The organism is Aeromonas sp. FDAARGOS 1402 (assembly GCF_019046925.1).
In the GTDB taxonomy this organism is placed as follows: Bacteria; Pseudomonadota; Gammaproteobacteria; order Enterobacterales; family Aeromonadaceae; genus Aeromonas; species Aeromonas caviae.
The window spans coordinates 2,788,408-2,805,325 of record NZ_CP077201.1; the positions used below are offsets into that span (position 1 = coordinate 2,788,408).

At 65.2% G+C, this 16,918-nt stretch carries 11 protein-coding genes and 1 pseudogene; 8 read left to right on the forward strand and 4 right to left on the reverse strand.

Annotation, left to right across the window (positions count from 1 at the left end):
* Positions 1-240 precede the first annotated feature (240 nt).
* A complete protein-coding gene (gene asnS / locus I6L32_RS13420) occupies positions 241-1,641 on the reverse strand; it encodes an asparagine--tRNA ligase (protein WP_039039869.1) in 1,401 nt (466 codons plus the stop codon).
* Positions 1,642-1,809: 168 nt separating this feature from the next.
* On the opposite strand from asnS, the gene I6L32_RS13425 reads away from it, so the two are divergent.
* A complete protein-coding gene (locus I6L32_RS13425) occupies positions 1,810-2,184 on the forward strand; it encodes a hypothetical protein (protein ID WP_223302528.1) in 375 nt (124 codons plus the stop codon).
* Here the strand turns inward: I6L32_RS13425 and I6L32_RS13430 are convergent.
* Positions 2,172-2,993, reverse strand: a complete 822-nt coding sequence (locus I6L32_RS13430; protein WP_202014230.1) for a HAMP domain-containing protein — start codon at positions 2,991-2,993, stop codon at positions 2,172-2,174. The two genes, I6L32_RS13425 and I6L32_RS13430, sit on opposite strands and share 13 nt — an antisense overlap.
* A 135-nt stretch (positions 2,994-3,128) precedes the next feature.
* Positions 3,129-4,403 (reverse strand): adenosylmethionine--8-amino-7-oxononanoate transaminase, encoded by a 1,275-nt coding sequence (gene bioA, locus I6L32_RS13435; RefSeq protein WP_043155237.1) that lies wholly within the window; start codon positions 4,401-4,403, stop codon positions 3,129-3,131.
* Positions 4,404-4,596: 193 nt separating this feature from the next.
* Here bioA and bioB point away from each other — a divergent pair, with 193 nt between their 5' ends.
* The 5 genes from bioB to htpX all read left to right on the forward strand — a co-directional run bounded on the left by bioB (position 4,597) and on the right by htpX (position 9,446).
* Positions 4,597-5,685, forward strand: coding sequence for a biotin synthase BioB (gene bioB / locus I6L32_RS13440; RefSeq protein ID WP_043155235.1), 1,089 nt, complete (start codon positions 4,597-4,599; stop codon positions 5,683-5,685).
* Positions 5,682-6,878 carry an 8-amino-7-oxononanoate synthase gene (gene bioF / locus I6L32_RS13445; RefSeq protein ID WP_202014232.1) on the forward strand — a complete coding sequence of 399 codons (1,197 nt, stop codon included), beginning with the start codon at positions 5,682-5,684 and terminating at the stop codon, positions 6,876-6,878. Before bioB ends, bioF begins: the two co-directional genes overlap by 4 nt.
* Positions 6,868-7,671, forward strand: a complete 804-nt coding sequence (gene bioC / locus I6L32_RS13450) for a malonyl-ACP O-methyltransferase BioC (RefSeq protein ID WP_202014234.1) — start codon at positions 6,868-6,870, stop codon at positions 7,669-7,671. Before bioF ends, bioC begins: the two co-directional genes overlap by 11 nt.
* Before the next feature lie 108 nt (positions 7,672-7,779).
* Positions 7,780-8,460, forward strand: a complete 681-nt coding sequence (gene bioD, locus I6L32_RS13455) for a dethiobiotin synthase (protein ID WP_041212695.1) — start codon at positions 7,780-7,782, stop codon at positions 8,458-8,460.
* 113 nt (positions 8,461-8,573) lie between these two features.
* A complete protein-coding gene (htpX, locus tag I6L32_RS13460) occupies positions 8,574-9,446 on the forward strand; it encodes a protease HtpX (protein WP_010674070.1) in 873 nt (290 codons plus the stop codon).
* Between the two features lie 80 nt (positions 9,447-9,526).
* On the opposite strand, the gene I6L32_RS13465 is transcribed toward htpX, so the two are convergent.
* Positions 9,527-11,329 carry a hybrid-cluster NAD(P)-dependent oxidoreductase gene (locus I6L32_RS13465; RefSeq protein ID WP_202014236.1) on the reverse strand — a complete coding sequence of 601 codons (1,803 nt, stop codon included), beginning with the start codon at positions 11,327-11,329 and terminating at the stop codon, positions 9,527-9,529.
* A gap of 350 nt (positions 11,330-11,679) precedes the next feature.
* Between I6L32_RS13465 and I6L32_RS13470 the strand changes: the two are divergent.
* Both I6L32_RS13470 and nifJ read left to right on the forward strand, forming a co-directional pair.
* Positions 11,680-13,285, forward strand: a pseudogene (locus tag I6L32_RS13470) (NAD(P)-binding protein).
* On the forward strand, positions 13,282-16,857 hold the full coding sequence (nifJ, locus tag I6L32_RS13475; protein ID WP_216944001.1) for a pyruvate:ferredoxin (flavodoxin) oxidoreductase: 3,576 nt from the start codon (positions 13,282-13,284) through the stop codon (positions 16,855-16,857). Before I6L32_RS13470 ends, nifJ begins: the two are co-directional and overlap by 4 nt.
* Positions 16,858-16,918: the final 61 nt, after the last annotated feature.

Sequence of the window (16,918 nt, forward strand, 5' to 3'; positions counted from 1 at the left end):
AAAATTGCGTTGCTTCAACAACCGGCTTTTTTCCGATTTAAGTGCATAAAAACTACGGTTCAGCCCTTGAACAGGGGACCGCGTCCTGGCGCACACCAGATAAATGACGGGAAAGATGGGGGAGCGCACAGGGTTTGGAATGCAAAAGGCGGGAATAACGGGGGCGGGAAGAGCGAGGCGGGCATAAAAAAAGCCGACCTCGGGGGTCGGCTTTTGCACGGTGCGAGTAGGCGGGTCGCCTTAGAACTCGGCGGTGCGGGGAGTACGGGGGAAGGGGATCACGTCGCGCACGTTGCCCATGCCGGTCACGTAGACCACCAGGCGCTCGAAGCCCAGACCGAAGCCGGAGTGGGGCACGGTGCCGTAGCGACGCAGATCGCGGTACCACCAGTAGTCTTCCTTGTTCAGACCCATCTCGGCCAGACGGGCATCCAGCACCTCGAGACGCTCTTCACGCTGGGAGCCGCCGATGATCTCGCCGATCCCCGGGGCCAGTACGTCCATGGCGGCAACGGTCTTGCCGTCGTCGTTGAGGCGCATGTAGAAGGCCTTGATGTCCTTCGGGTAGTTCTTCACCACCACCGGGGACTTGAAATGCTCCTCGGCCAGGTAGCGCTCGTGCTCGGAGGAGAGATCGATGCCCCAGGAGACCGGGAACTCGAAGCTCTTGCCGCAGTTTTGCAGCACGTCGATGGCGTCGGTGTAGTCAATCTGGGCGAAGTCGGAGGCGACGAAGCGCTCCAGACGGCCGATGGCGTCCTTGTCCACGTGCTGGGCGAAGAACTCCAGATCGTCGCGGCGCTCGGTCAGCACGGCGTTGAAGACGTACTTCAGCATGGCTTCGGCCAGGGCGGCGTTGTCTTCCAGATCGGCGAAGGCCACTTCCGGCTCCACCATCCAGAACTCGGCCAGGTGGCGGCTGGTGTTGGAGTTTTCGGCGCGGAAGGTCGGGCCGAAGGTGTAGACCTTGGATAGGGCGCAGGCGTAGGTTTCGACGTTCAGCTGGCCGGACACGGTCAGGAAGGTCTCCTTGCCGAAGAAGTCCTTGTCGTAGTCCACCTTGCCTTCGGGGGTGCGCGGCAGGTTTTCCATGTCCAGGGTGGAAACGCGGAACATCTCGCCGGCCCCTTCGGTGTCGGAGGCGGTGATGAGGGGCGCCGCGATCCAGAGGTAGCCCTGTTCGTGGAAGAAGCGGTGAATGGCCTGGGAGAGGCAGTTGCGCACCCGGGTCACGGCACCGACGATGTTGGTGCGTGCACGCAGGTGGCCCTGCTCGCGCAGGTACTCGATGCTGTGGCGCTTGGCAGACATGGGGTAGGTGTCCGGATCTTCGACCCAGCCCACCACCTTGACCTCGGTGGCCTGCAGTTCGAACGCCTGGCCGCTGCCCTGGGACTCGACCACGGTGCCGGTCACTTCGACGGAGCAAGCTGTGGTCAGACGTTGCACTTCATTCTCGTAATTGGCCAGGGTATTGGGGGCGACGGCCTGCACCGGATGGAAGCAGGAGCCATCGGAAACGGCCAAAAATGAGATCCCCGCCTTGGAATCGCGGCGGGTCCGGATCCACCCTTTCACAGTCAGGGTGGTGCCGACCGAATACTTACCGGCCAGCACATCAACTACGGATGCGTGCGTCATCGAAATATTGTCTCCAGCTTGTTCTTGCAGCGCTATTTGCAACACTAGGGGTCTGGCCCGGGCGCAGTTGGCCCACCATGGCAGACTAAGCCGTTCATCTTACCCGCGCAGGTTTGATAAACAAGCAAAAATGTCGGACCCTTGCGGGGATTTCCCCATGCATCGTGCATGGATCATGGCGGCTGGACGGGGGTGAGGGTGAAGGAGCGCAGGCGGGGGCCGGATGGCTGGATACGGGTGTTGCAGGGGCTGGTGATCCTCTGCTGGGGCGGCTTTGTCGCCCTGCTCTCCCTCTATCACTTCGCCCGGCCAGAGGTGGCTTACGGCTTTCTGGTCTATGGGGGCGTCAAGGTGCGCCAGAGCTGGGACCCCCTGCTCACCCCCTGGCTGGAGCGCGGGCTCTGGGGTTGCTGCCTGCTGACCCTGGTGGTGCTGGTGCTGGCCCGTGGCCGCAGCCGTCGGCAGGAAGATGCCCGCCACGTCAATCTCTTCATCCTGCTGCTGATCCTGGTGGCCTGCCTGCTGCTTTACTACCGGGGCTGAGGGCCGTCGCCGTCATCCAGCCCCTGAGAGGTGGGGCGCTTGCCTATCTGGCGCTCCACGCTGTCGAGCATCTGGTTGTAGGCGAGCGCCACCCGGCCAATCTCGTCCCCTTCATCCCCCTCCAGCCTGTGGCCGAAGTCGTTGCGATCGGTGGCCTCCTCCATGGAGCGGGTCAGCTGGTTGAGGGGGCGGACTATCCAGGTGCGGATGACCCAGAGGGTGAGCAGGAGTCCCAGCCCGAAGATGAGGGTGAGGCTCAGGGCCGAGGTAAGGATGTTCTGCTCCACCCGGGTAAACAGGGTGTCGAGGGAGTAGTCAAAACGCACCGCCCCCAGCACGGTGTTTTCCGGCACCTGGTGGCAGCTGGTGCAGTCGGTACCGCGAAAATCCTTTCTGGCCAGCAGCGGGCGGGTCACCACCAGCCGGCTGTGCATGCCGTCATGCTCTACCTCCAGGCTCCCCTTGCCCGCCAGCGCCAGGGCATCAAACCTGTCCTTCGGGGCCTCGTCGTCACGGCCCGGCCCGTACTGCTTGTTGACCGCCGCCCCGCGCACGATGCGAGCATCTTCCACGTGGGCGTGATCGAGAAACTTGGCGCGCAGGGTGTCGCGGGCGTCCATCTTGCCGGTCAGCATCAGCATGTTGAGGCCGTCGAAGTAGGCCTCGGTCTGCTCGCGGCTCTGTTCCTTGATGAGGGTCAGGATGAGGTCACGCTCGCGCACCGCCTGATAGGCCGCGGAAAACACCAACACCATGGAGAAGATGAAGAGCAGGAAGAAGTTGATCTTGGCAGCAATGGAGAGGCGCATGGGACTGGTACATCTGTTGGGTAAAACCCGCGCAGTCTACTCTCCTCGCCGGACGGGTTTTGGTGTCTTGCTCACATTCTGATGAAAAAGCGCCGAAAGGCCCTGCGTTCTCATGCAGGGCCCGTTCATCCGGACTCAATATTCGCCGATGGTGATGGCCTCGTGGATGGCGCCGGTCAATACCCGCAGCTCTTCAGGGGTGATGACGAAGGGAGGCATCAGGTAGATGAGCTTGCCAAAGGGACGGATCCAGGCGCCCAGCTCCACGAACTTGCGCTGGATGCGCGCCACGTCCACCCGCTCCTTCATCTCCACCACCCCGATGGCGCCGAGCACCCGCACATCCGCCACCGCCGGGTGCAGGGTCAGCTCCACCAGTTCGGTTTTGAGTTGGTGTTCGATGGCTTGCACTCGCGCCTGCCACGGGGAGGCGAGCAGCAACTCGATGGAGGCGTTGGCCACCGCGCAGGCAAGCGGGTTGCCCATGAAGGTGGGGCCGTGCATGAAGACGCCTGCCTTGCCGTCACACACGGTGCGAGCCACATGCTCGGTAGTGAGCGTGGCCGACAGCGTCAGGTAGCCGCCGGTAAGCGCCTTGCCCAGGCACATGATGTCGGGGCTGATCCCTGCCCAGTCGCAGGCAAACAGCTGGCCTGTGCGGCCAAAGCCGGTGGCTATCTCGTCGGCAATCAGCAGCAGGCCGAATTCGTCGCACAGGGCGCGCACCCACTGCAGGTAGCGGGGGTGATAGAAGCGCATGCCGCCCGCCCCCTGGACGATGGGTTCGAGCACGATGGCGGCAATTTCCTCGTGATGATCCGCCACCAGGGTGGCCAGCTCCACCACGCTCTGCTCGTCCCACTGGGCGTGGAAGCGGCAGCTTGGCGCTTCGACGAAATGGTGTTCGGGCAGGAAGCCCTGGTAGAGCTCGTGCATGCCGCCATCCGGGTCGCACACGCTCATGGCGCCGAAGGTGTCGCCGTGATAGCCGCCCCGAAGGGCAACGAATTTGGCGCGGGGCGTCCCTTTGGCATGCCAGTACTGCTGGGCCATCTTGAGGGCTACCTCCACCGCCACCGAGCCGGAATCCGCCAGAAAGACCCGATCCAGCCCCTTCGGGGTGATCTCCACCAGTTTGCGGCAGAGCTCGACTGCCGGGGCATGGGTCAGGCCGCCAAACATCACGTGGGACATCTTGCCGAGCTGGGCGGTGGCGGCCGCGTCGAGCTCAGGCACCTGGTAGCCGTGCACGCAGGCCCACCAGGAGCTCATGCCATCCACCAGCTCGCGCCCGTCCGTCAGGGTGAGGGTCACCCCCTTGGCGCTGGCCACTTCGTAGCAGGGCAGGGGATGGGTGAGGGAGGTATAGGGGTGCCAGACGTGGTGCAGGTCGAATTCTTGATTGGTCATTTTGTGTTCTGTTGTCAATTGATTTGATCTGGTCGGTGTTGACAGTCTACGCGCGCTCTCTACACTAGCCAACAATTTCAGCCACTTGGCTTCGCGCACGCCCTTGCGTCGCGCTGTCCAGCTGGCGGGTCTTGCGGCGAACGCTCTCTTGAGCGCGGCGCAGGATCCCACCAATAACAACCGGAAGCCATGTATGAATGCTCTCACCGCGGGTGCCCACGCCCTTCGTCACGACTGGACCCTGTCCGAGGTTCAGGATCTCTTTGCCCTGCCATTCAACGATCTGCTGTTCCAGGCCCAGACGGTGCACCGCGCCCATTTCGACCCGAACGAGGTGCAGGTAAGCACCTTGCTCTCCATCAAGACCGGGGCCTGCCCGGAGGATTGCAAATACTGCCCCCAGAGCGCTCGCTACCACACCGGGCTCGAGACCGAGCGGCTGATGGAGGTGGAAAAAGTGCTGGAGCGGGCCCGGGAGGCCAAGGCCAACGGCTCGTCCCGTTTTTGCATGGGGGCGGCCTGGCGCAACCCGAAAGAGAAGGACATGCCCTACATCCTGCGCATGATTGAAGAGGTGCGCGGGCTCGGCATGGAGACCTGCATGACGCTGGGGATGCTGACCGCCGATCAGGCGGCGCGTCTCGGGGCGGCGGGGCTCGATTACTACAACCACAACCTCGACACCTCGCCGGAGTTCTACGGCGACATCATCACCACCCGCACCTATCAGGACAGGCTCGACACCCTGGAGCATGTGCGCGGCGCCGGCATGAAGGTCTGTTCCGGCGGCATCGTCGGCATGGGGGAGCAGGCGAAAGATCGGGCGGGCCTCCTGATGGCGCTCGCCAATCTGCCGCGCCACCCGGAGAGCGTGCCCATCAACATGCTGGTCAAGGTGAAGGGGACGCCCCTGGAGAACCAGGAGAACCTGGACCCGTTCGAATTTATCCGCACCATCGCCGTGGCGCGCATCATGATGCCGGCCTCCCACGTGCGCCTCTCCGCCGGGCGGGAGAAGATGAACGAGCAGATGCAGGCCATGTGCTTTATGGCCGGGGCCAACTCCATCTTCTACGGCTGCAAGCTGCTGACCACCCCCAATCCGGACGAGAACAGCGACATGCAGCTCTTCAAGCGCCTCGGCATCCGCCCCGCCCAGCGGGCCCAGAAGCCGGATCAGGTTCAAGAGGAGGAGCTGCTGGCCGAGGTGAACCGCCAGAGCGAGCCGAGCGAACTCTTCTACGATGCCACCCGTTCCCGCGCAGATGTCCTCCGTCCATGATGACGCCCGTTGTTACCGGCCCCTTTGCCCTGGGGGAGGCGCTGGCCGAGCGTGAACAGGCCACCCTGCTGCGCCGACGCACCCCGGTGGATGTGGCGAGCGGCGGGCGGATCCGGGTCGGGGGGCGGGACTACCTCAACGTCTCTGGCAACGACTACCTGGGCCTTGCGGGTCACCCCGCCATCAAGGCCGCCTTCACGGCGGGGGTGGCGCAATATGGCGCGGGGGCAGGTGCCTCGCCCCTGGTGACCGGCTACAGCCGCGCTCACCAGCAGCTGGAAGAGACGCTTGCCGACTGGCTCGGGGTGGAGGCGGTGCTGCTGTTCAACTGTGGCTTCTCCGCCAATCAGGCGGTGCTCAAGGCCCTGCTCGGCAAGGATCATCTGCTGTGGCAGGACAGGCTCAACCACGCCTCCCTGCAGGAAATGGGGAGCCAGCTCCCCTGCAAGATGAAGCGCTTTTGCCACAACGACATGGCGGCCCTTGAGCGGCTGCTTGAGCCAAACCGGGGCCTGATCGTCTCGGAAGGGGTCTTCAGCATGGACGGGGATCAGGCCCCCTGGGCTGAGCTGGCCACACTCGCATCCCGAAGCGGCAACTGGCTGATGATTGACGATGCCCACGGCCTCGGCGTGCTGGGTGCCGAGGGGCGCGGCACCCTGGCGGCCCAGGGGGTGAACCCGGCCAGCGTGCACATCCAGATGGGGACCTTCGGCAAGGCGCTCGGGGTGGCCGGCGCCTTTGTGGGTGGCAGTCGCGAGCTGGTGGAGTACCTGGTCAATTTTGCCCGCCACTATGTCTACAGCACCCATATGCCCCCCGCCCAGGCGTGCGCCGTGCGCCAGAGCATCGAGCTGGTACGCGTAGCCGACGAGGCCCGTGCCCACCTGGCTCGCCTTGTCGCCCGGTTCCGGCAGGGGGGGCAGGCGCTCGGCTGGCGGCTTGGGGCAAGCGATACCCCCATCCAGCCGTTGCTGGTGGGGGAGAGCGTCGCTGCCCTGCAACTTGCCGAGCGGCTGCGGGAGTGCGGTGTCTGGGCCGGCGCCATCCGCCCACCCACGGTGCCGGTCGGCACAGCGCGCCTTCGCATCACCCTGTGCGCCGCCCATGGCGAAGATGACGTGGATCGCCTGCTCGAGGCCCTGGGACCCCGCCCATCCACCGACGAGAGAGGGGGCGCCCATGGTGCATGAGCGTTTCCAGTCGGTGGACAAGGCACAGCTCGCCCGCCGCTTCGGGGCGGCGGCTCGCCACTACGACGCCCACGCCCGCTTCCAGCAGGAGGTGGGGCAGTCGCTGCTGGCGCGCATGGACGAGGGGGGCGTGAAAGAGGTGCGCTCAGGGGCCGGGCTGGATCTGGGCTGCGGCACCGGTTTCTTCCTGCCTGCCCTGGCGCCGCGCTGTGAGACGCTGACCGGGCTGGATCTCGCTCCCGGCATGCTGGCCCAGGCGGCCCTTCGCGGCGGCGGAGCCCGCCTGGTGTGCGGCGATGCGGAGGGGCTGCCCTTTGCCGACCAGAGCCTGGACTGGGTCTTCTCCAGCCTGGCCCTGCAGTGGTGCGAGCGGCCGGCCCAGGCCTTTGCCGAGCTCAACCGGGTGCTCAAACCCGGTGGCCAGGTCTTCTTCTCGACCCTGCTTTCGGGGTCACTGTGGCAACTGCGGGAGGCCTGGCGGGCCGTGGATGGTCGTGACCATGTCAATCGCTTCCTGACGTTGCCCCAGTTGCAGCAGGCGGCCCGTGACGGGGGCTTCGAGGCAACGGAACTCTGCCCGCTGACCTGGTCCCTCGCCTACCCGGCGCTCAGCGGACTGCTGCGCGACCTCAAAGGGATAGGTGCGAGCCAGGTCAACGACGAGCGGTCTGCGGGCCTGGGTCATCGCCAGCGCCTGGTGCGACTGGGGGAGGCCTACGAGCGCCACCGTCAACCGGACGGCCTGCTGGCCGCCAGCTACGAGGTCTGCCTCGGGCGCCTGGTGCGGCGCTGACACAAAAAGACCCGGCGCACCCACCCCTTCAGCGGCAGGACGCGCGCCTGCCTTTCACCATGGATATCGGGGCGCCTCTGCGCCCCTGCACTGCATCGAGGAATCATCATGGGGACATCCTATTTCATCACGGGCACGGACACCGACGTGGGCAAGACCCTGGTGGCCCGCACCCTGTTGCTGGCGCTTGCCGCCAGAGGCATTCGCTGCGCCGGGTACAAACCGGTGTCGGCGGGCTGCACCCGCACCCCGGAGGGGCTTCGCAATCTGGATGCCTTGCTGTTGCAGCAGGCGGCCACGGTTGCGCTGCCCTACGAGCAGGTCAATCCCTATGCCTTCGAGCCGCCCATCGCCCCCCATATCGCCGCCCGTGAGCGGGGGGTGAGCATCCCCTTCGAGGGGCTGTCCGCCGGCTTGCGGGAGATTGAGGGAGCTGGGGCCGATCTCGTCATTGTCGAAGGGGCGGGGGGCTGGTTCCTGCCGCTGGATCACCAGCGTCTGCTCTCGGAGTGGGTCGCCCAGGAGCGGCTGCCGGTGATCCTGGTGGTGGGGGCCAGGCTGGGCTGCCTCAACCATGCCCTGCTCACCGTCAGCGCCATTCGCCAGCAGGGGTTGACCCTGGCGGGCTGGGTCATCAACCGGGTGGATCCGCACATGAGCCGCTACGAGGAGAACCTGGACACCTTGAAAGCCATGTTGCCGGCCCCATTTCTGGGGGAGCTCCCCTTCGTGGACGCGGTGAATGAGGTGGATTTGCACCACTGTCTCGATGTGTCGCCCTTGCTCTGAGGCCAGACATTCAGCAAACATTCATCGAGTCTGTCTATTATCTGGGGCAAGTGTGGCATCGGTCGCCCCTGGGGCGCCCCGAACCATGCATCCATATCTCACAAGGAGTCAATATGAAGCGAATTATGCTATTCCTGGTGACCAACCTGGCCGTCATGCTGGTGCTGGGGGTGGTACTCAATATCCTGTTCTCGGTTCTGGGGATCAACAAGTCCAGCATTTCCGGTCTGTTGGTGTTCTGCGCCGTGTTCGGTTTTGGGGGTTCCTTTATCTCCTTGCTGATGTCCAAGTGGATGGCCAAGCGCAGCTATGGCGTCCAGGTCATCGAGCAGCCCCGCAACGAGACCGAGCACTGGCTGGTGAGCACTGTTGCCCGTCAGGCCCGTGAGGCTGGCATCAAGATGCCGGAAGTGGGGATCTACGACTCCCCCGAGATGAACGCCTTTGCCACCGGCGCCCGCCGTGACGACTCCCTCGTTGCCGTCTCCTCCGGTCTGCTCTACAGCATGAGCCGCGACGAGGCGGAAGCCGTGCTGGCCCACGAGGTGAGCCACGTGGCCAACGGCGACATGGTGACCCTGACCCTGATCCAGGGGGTGGTGAACACCTTCGTGATGTTCTTCGCCCGCATCGTGGCCGGCGTCATCAGCAACTTCTTCAGCTCCAACAACGAGGAAGAGAGCAGCAGCACCGGCGGTTTCGCCTACATGATCACCGTGTTCGTGCTGGAGATGGTGTTCGGCGTGCTCGCCTCCATCATCGTCATGTGGTTCAGCCGTCAGCGCGAGTTCCGTGCCGACGCCGGTGCCGCCAAGCTGGCCGGCCGCGACAAGATGATTGCCGCGCTCCAGCGTCTCGCCCGCGGTGCCGAGCCGCAGATGGAGGGTTCCATGATGGCGTTCGGCATCAACGGCAAGCGCTCCATGAGCGAGCTGTTCATGAGCCACCCGCCCATCGAGCAGCGCATCGCCGCCCTGCGTGGCTGATAGCCAGTCATCTAAAGAAAACGGCTGCCCTCGGGCAGCCGTTTTGCATTCCGGGGACGGGGTTTTGCCCCCCGATCACCCTATTTGATCACCAGATCCGTCAGGGGCACGGCGCAGCAGGCGAGGATCTTGCCCTCGGCCCGCTCGGCGGCGCTGATGGCGGGGGCATCGGGGTGATCCACCTCGCCCGAGACCAGGGTCTGCTTGCAACTGCCGCAGATGCCAGCACGGCAGCTCCAGGGCAGCTCTACCCCCTGCTTGTTGGCCTGATCCAGCACGGTGCCCTGGTTGTTGCCCGCAAACTCCCGCTCGCCGATACGCAGTTGCACCGCCTGATGGGGGCGGGCCACCGAGAGCAGGGCCCCGCCAAAGCTCTCCTGGCGGATGCGCCCGGCCGGTACGCCGAGGGCGGTCAGCCGGTTGGCTGCATCGGCCATGAAGCCGTGGGGGCCGCAGATGAACACCTCCCGCTCCTGCAAATCCCGGATCCGGCCCAGGTGATCGTCATTCAGACGGCCGCTGAGCCCCTGCCAGTGTTTGTCAGGCTGGCTCAGGATCAGGGTGAGGGTCATTCCCTGCTGCGCCATGGCGTGCAGCTCGCTGGCGGCAGGAATGTCTGCCTCGCTGCGACACAGGTGCATGAAGTGGACGTCACCGAGCTCCCCCCGTAGTGCCAGAGTGCGGGCAATGGAGAGCATGGGGGTGACACCGGATCCCGCCGAGAGCAGCAGCAGCCTGCGCTCGGACCCTAAGTGAAACTCGCCGGCCGGGGGGGCGGCCAGCAACCGGTCGCCCACTTTCAGCTCATGGTGCAGCCAGGGGGAGAGGCGGCCATCGGCCAGCTTCTTGACGCTGATGCTGTAACGCTCGGGCCGCTCCGGCGTGGAGCTCAGGGTGTAGCGGCGCTGAACCCGTGTGTTTTTGATATCGAGGCTGATGGGCAGGTGCTGTCCAGGCAGGTAGTCGGGCAGGGGCTCGCCGTCGGCGGCCTCGAACCAGAAGGTTTCCAGATCCCGGGCCAGGGGTTCCCGGGCGACGCACACCAGCTCCCGTTTTTTCGGGGCCGCGTTGGGGTAGACCGGCGCCCGGGCCCGCTCCAGCACCTCGATCTCGCTGCCCGCTTCAATCCACCCCTCGTTCAGGGCCACCAGATTCTGGCCGAAATAGACCTCACCATCTTCGCCACGGCGGTAGCGGGTGAGGGTAGCCAGCGGCTCTTTCAGGGCATTGAAGCGCTCCGTGCCTGTCTCCACCGTGGTCATGATGCAGCGGCTGCACGGCTTGTCCACCCGAAACTCCACCTCGCCGATGCGGATCCGCTTCCAGCCATCCTCTTCGAAGGGGCGGGTGCCGCTCGCCACCAGGTTGGTACGAAACTGGCTCATCTGGTGCAAGGCATCGGATCTCAGGTTGAGATCCTCAAGGGAAGTCTGGCTGATGAGCAGCAAGGGGTAGCCGTCCGCAAAGCTCACCCGGGTGCCGGTCTTCTCCCGAAAACGATCGGATGCCTCCCCGAGCCAGAGCAGGCGCACCGGCTCCCTCGCCACCCGGCTCAGCCACTCATCGGCGTCGGGCCCGGTGTGCAGGGCGGTAAAGCGATCCCCCCAGACACCGGTGTGCTGAGGGGCGCGACTGAACGCCGCCTCCATGAGGGCAAGGGGGGGCAGACCCGGATAGCGCAGTTGCAGCCCCCCCTCGACGGGGGTGGCCACCACCTGCTGCAACTGGGGATGGGTGCGGGCGGTGATAAAGGTGCCATCCGGTTTGACCACCATGTAGCGGCGATCCCCGGCAAGCCCCTCCTGGGTCACCCGGGCGCGCTCCAGCGGCATGCCTGCCGTCGATTTGATGGGGTAGAGATGTATGCTGGCGAGGGTCGGCATGTCCTGGTCCTTGTGCTGTGGCGATTCCTGTGAAGAGGGGAAGATAACGATTCCTGCCCCGGGCGGCAATCTTCTCCTGCTGCCCATGTCGAGGGCGGCGAGGGGGCTCGGGCGACAGGCCCGAATGGCTGCGGGGTGTGACGGGGATCCGGTTGTGAAGGGGGCGACCCATAAAGCGCAACATTTATTGATCCTGATCCACCATGTCTTACAAAAAACGGCCCATCATCGGGCCAGCTTCCAGTTTCTGACGCTTTCGCTTCTTCCCCCTCCAGCCACCGTCTGCCCAGGCAAAACGGTATCAAGCGCATTCGGATGGGGCCTGTCACACAAAAAGAAGAAAGCAATGTATGAGCAAACAACTGGATATGACCCCACAGCCGGATCTCTCCCAGAAAACGGGAGCAGGCCCGGTTCGCACCCGGCTGCCCGGCTGGCGAGAACATCCAGGCCTGGCTTGCCCTGGCCGAAGCGGGCCGCTTTGAGGCGGCCTGGCAACGATTGATCGAAGAAAATCCCCTGCCTGCGGTCCACGGGCGGGTCTGCTATCACCCCTGCGAAAGCGCCTGCAACCGGGCCCAGGTGGATGATGCCGTCTCCATCCACGCCATCGAGCGTTTCCTCGGCGACGAGGCGCTGGCCCGTGGCTGGCAGCCTGCGCCCCCCGCACTCGCCAGCGGCAAGAAGGTGCTGGTGATCGGTGCAGGTCCCTCCGGCCTCTCCTGCGCCTGGCACCTCAATCGGCTCGGCCATCAGGTGGAGATCCGCGAAGCGGGGCCGCTGGCGGGCGGCATGCTGCGTTTCGGCATTCCCGCTTACCGCCTGCCTCGCGATGTGCTGGATCGGGAGGTGGCCCGCATCGTGGCGGCCGGGGTGACGCTGACCCTCAACCACAAGGTGGAGGATGTGCTGTGCGAGCGCGACGAGGGGGGCTTTGACGCCGTCTTCATGGCCATCGGCGCCCATCTGGCCAAGCGGGTCGACATTCCGGCCCGGGAGGCGGGCAAGATCCTCGATGCGGTGAGCTTCCTCGAGCAGGCGAGTCTGGCCGAAGAGAAAGGACTGCCACCGCCCAAACTGGGACGGCGGGTGGCCATCTACGGCGGCGGCAACACCGCCATTGATGCGGCCCGTACCGCTCGTCGCCTCGGGGTCGAGGAGGCGATGATCATCTACCGCCGCGACCGGGACCATATGCCAGCCCACGCCTTCGAAGCCCTTGAGGCCGAGGAGGAGGGGATCAAGATCAACTGGCTGCGCACTATCCGCCAGCTCGACAGTACCAACATCGAGGTGGAGGTGATGGCGCTGGATGCCGAGGGCAAGCCGGTGCCCACCGGCAAGTTTGAAACCCTCGAAGCGGACTCCCTTATTCTGGCGCTGGGTCAGGAGGTCGACCTCTCGGTGCTTGAGAGCATCCCCGGCGTGCGGGTCAACAAGGAGGGAGTAGTACAGGTTGGCGAGAACCTGATGACGGATGTGCCGGGCCTCTTTGCCGGTGGCGACATGGTGCCCTCCGAGCGCACTGTCACCATCGCCACCGGCCACGGCAAGAAGGCGGCGCGCCATATGGATGCCTGGCTGCGCGGTCGCCTCTACCACAAGCCGCTTTCCTATTCATTGGTGGGGCCGGAGCAGTTGCAGCTCTGGTTCCAGACCCATGCGCCGGCCAGCAGCCAGCCGGTCAAACCGCCCTCGGCGCGGGACGACTTTGGCGAGATCATCGGCGGGCTGGACGAGACGGCAGCCCGCTACGAGGCGGCGCGCTGCTACTCCTGCGGCAACTGCTTCGAGTGTGACGGTTGCTATGGCAGCTGCCCCGAGCAGGCCATCGCCAAGCTGGGGCCGGGTCTGGGGTATCAGGTGGATGCCGAGCGCTGCACCGGCTGCGGTGCCTGCCATGACCAGTGTCCCTGCCACGCCATCGAGCTTCGCCAACCGGAGGAGTCCCAATGAAACATGAACTGATCATGGTCGACGGCAACGAAGCCGCGGCCCGGGTGGCGTATCAGCTGAGCGAAGTGTGTGCCATCTATCCCATCACCCCGAGCTCGACCATGGCCGAACTGGCCGATGCCTGGGCGGCAGAGGGGCAGACCAACCTGTGGGGCAACATCCCCACGGTGGTGGAGATGCAGAGTGAAGGGGGGGCGGCTGGCACGGTACACGGCGCCCTGCAGGCGGGGGCGCTCGCCACCACCTTCACCGCCAGTCAGGGACTGATGCTGATGCTGCCCAACATGTACAAGATCGCCGGTGAACTGACTTCGGCGGTGTTCCATGTGGCGGCCCGATCCTTGGCGGCGCAGGGGCTGTCGATCTTTGGCGACCATCAGGACGTGATGGCGGCGCGCAGCACCGGCTTTGCCATGCTCGCCTCCGGCTCGGTGCAGGAGGCGCAGGACCTGGCCTTGGTCGCCCACAGTGTCACCTTGCAGTGCCGGGTGCCCTTTATCCACTTCTTCGACGGGTTCCGTACCTCCCACGAGGTGAACAAGATCACCGCGCTGCACAAAGATGAAATTCGCGCCCTTATCGACAACGACTGGGTGCGCGCCCACCGCGCCCGGGCCCTCAACCCGGATCATCCGGTGATGCGTGGCACCGCCCAGAACCCGGATACCTATTTCCAGTCCCGCGAGAGCGTCAACCCCTTCTACAAAGCGGTACCGGCGCGGGTGCAGCAGTGTATGGATCGGCTTGGCGAGCTGACCGGCCGCCACTACCGGCTGGTGGAGTATCACGGCGCCCCGGATGCCATTGAGGTCATCGTGTTGATGGGTTCGGGGGCGGCCACCGCCCGCACCACCGTGGATTGGCTCAACCGGCAGGATCGCAAGACCGGGGTGCTGGTCATTCGCCTCTATCGTCCCTTCCCGGTGCAGGCGCTGCTCGATGCCCTGCCCGAGAGCGTGCGGCGCATCGCCGTGCTGGATCGCACCAAGGAGCCGGGGGCAGGGGGCGAGCCGCTGCTGCTGGATGTGCAGAGCGCGCTGATCGACGGTTTGCAGCGCGGCCTTATCAAGCGGCTGCCCTGGCTCAGTGGCGGTCGCTACGGCCTCTCTTCCAAGGAGTTCACCCCCGCCATGTGTGCGGCCGTGTTCGAGGAGCTGGCCTCCGATGCGCCGCGCCCCCGCTTTACGGTGGGGATAGTGGACGACGTTTCCGGCCTCAGTCTGGCCTGGCACCCCATCGGCGATCTGGAGCCCGCCAGTCGGGTGCGGGCGCTCTTCTTCGGCCTTGGTGCCGACGGCACCGTGGGCGCCAACAAGAACAGCATCAAGATCATCGGCGAGCTGGAGGGCTTCCACGCTCAGGGCTACTTCGTCTACGACTCCAAGAAGTCGGGCTCGCGCACCGTCTCCCACCTGCGCTTTGGCCCCGAGCCCATCGACGCCCCCTGGCTTATCGAGCAGGCGAGCTTTATCGGCTGCCATCAGTGGGGCTTTGTAGAGTCAGTGGATCTGCTGGAGCATGCCGCCGAAGGAGCGACCCTGCTGCTCAATGCCCCCTATGAGCCTGACCGGGTCTGGGCCGAGCTGCCCGAGCGGCTGCGCGCCCGCATCCGCGCCCTCAATATCCAGCTCTACTGCATCGATGGGGATCGGGTAGCCGAGCGCAACGGCATGGGCAATCGCATCAACACCATCATGCAGACCTGCTTCTTCGCGCTGGCTGGCATCTTGCCGCGGGACGAAGCGATTGCGCTGATCAAAGAGAGCATCGAGAAAAGCTATGCCCGCAAGGGGCCCGAGGTGGTCGAGCGCAACTTCGCGGCGGTGGATGACACCCTGGCTCATCTCCATCAGGTGGCCATCCCGGCCGGTGACGAGCAGATCAGCGACTATCCGCTGCCGCTGGCACCGGGTGGCAGCGAATTTGTCCAGCGGGTCACAGGCCCGATGCTGGCGGGGCGCGGCGATCTGATCCCTGTCTCCATGCTGCCGGTGGATGGCACTTACCCCACCGCCACCAGCCGCTTCGAGAAGCGGGATATCGCCCGCGAGATCCCGATCTGGCAATCCGATATCTGCATCCAGTGCGGCAACTGCGTCTTTGTCTGCCCCCATGGGGCGCTGCGGACCAAGTTCTACCATCAGGACTGGCTGGCGACCGTCCCCGAGGCAGCGCAGTCGGTGCCCGTTACCGCCAGGGGCTTCCCCGACAGCCGCTACACCCTGCAGCTCTATCCGGAGGATTGCACCGGCTGCGGCCAGTGCGTGCAGGCCTGTCCGGTGCGGGCCGGAGCGGATGCCCGCCATCAAGGCGAGCGCGCCATCGCCATGATGGACAAGGCGCCGCATCTGGCTGGTCAGAAGCAGGCACTGTGCTGGTTCGAGAGCCTGCCGTGGCCTGCCCGCGAGCGGGTGGACTTCTCCACCGTGCGCGGCACCCAGTTCCTCGAGCCCCTGTTCGAGTTCTCCGGTGCCTGCGCTGGTTGTGGCGAGACCCCGTACCTCAAGCTGCTGACCCAGTTGTTTGGCGACCGCATGCTGGTGGCCAACGCCACCGGTTGCTCCTCCATCTACGGCGGCAACCTGCCGACCACGCCGTGGGCCAAGAACGGTGAAGGGAAGGGGCCGGCCTGGTCTAACTCATTGTTTGAGGACAACGCCGAGTTTGGCTTTGGTTTTCGTCTCACCGCCGACCAACACCACGGTCAGGCGGTGGCCGCCCTCGAAGCGATGAAGGGGGAGCTGGGCGCAGAGCTGGTCGAGTCGCTGATCAGTGCCCCGCAGCGGCTGGAGTCGGAGATCCGCGCCCAGCGCACCCGGGTGGCGCAAGTGCGGGAGCGGCTGGAAGAGGTGAAATCCGGCAAGGCCCGCGAGCTGCTCTCGCTTATCGATCAGCTGGTGCGCCGCTCGGTCTGGATAGTGGGCGGCGATGGCTGGGCCTATGACATAGGCTCGGCGGGGCTCGATCACGTGCTCGCCTCCGGGCGCGATGTGAACGTGCTGGTGATGGATACCGAGGTCTACTCCAACACCGGCGGCCAGATGTCGAAATCGACCCCGCTCGGCGCTGTCGCCAAGTTCGCGGCGGGAGGCAAGACGCTGGCCAAGAAGGATGTGGCGTTGCAGGCCATCTCCTACGGCAACGTCTATGTTGCCCGCATCGCCTTTGGCGCCAACCCGCAGCAGGCGCTGCAGGCCTTGCGGGAAGCGGAGGCCTATCCGGGCCCGTCGCTGATCATCGCCTACAGCCACTGCATCGCCCACGGCATCGACATGGAGCAGGGATTGGCCCAACAGAAGCGTGCGGTCAATTCGGGCCACTGGCCGCTGATGCGCTACAACCCGGTACTGCGCAGCGCCGGGCAGAACCCCTTCAGCCTCGACAGCCTGCGACCCTCCATCCCGCTCGCCGAATACCGGCAGGAGGAGACCCGTTATCGGGTGCTGGCCCAGAGCCATCCACAGGAGGCCGAGCGGCTGATGCAGGTGGCGCAACAAGTGGCGTGGCAGAAGTGGGCTACCTACGAGGAGATGGCCACCCGCGAAGCCAGCCATTTCCATCCGCTGGTGTGATCATGGGGTGAAACAGGTATGACAAAGCGGGCCATTGGCCCGCTTCGTTTTCCGGTGCCAA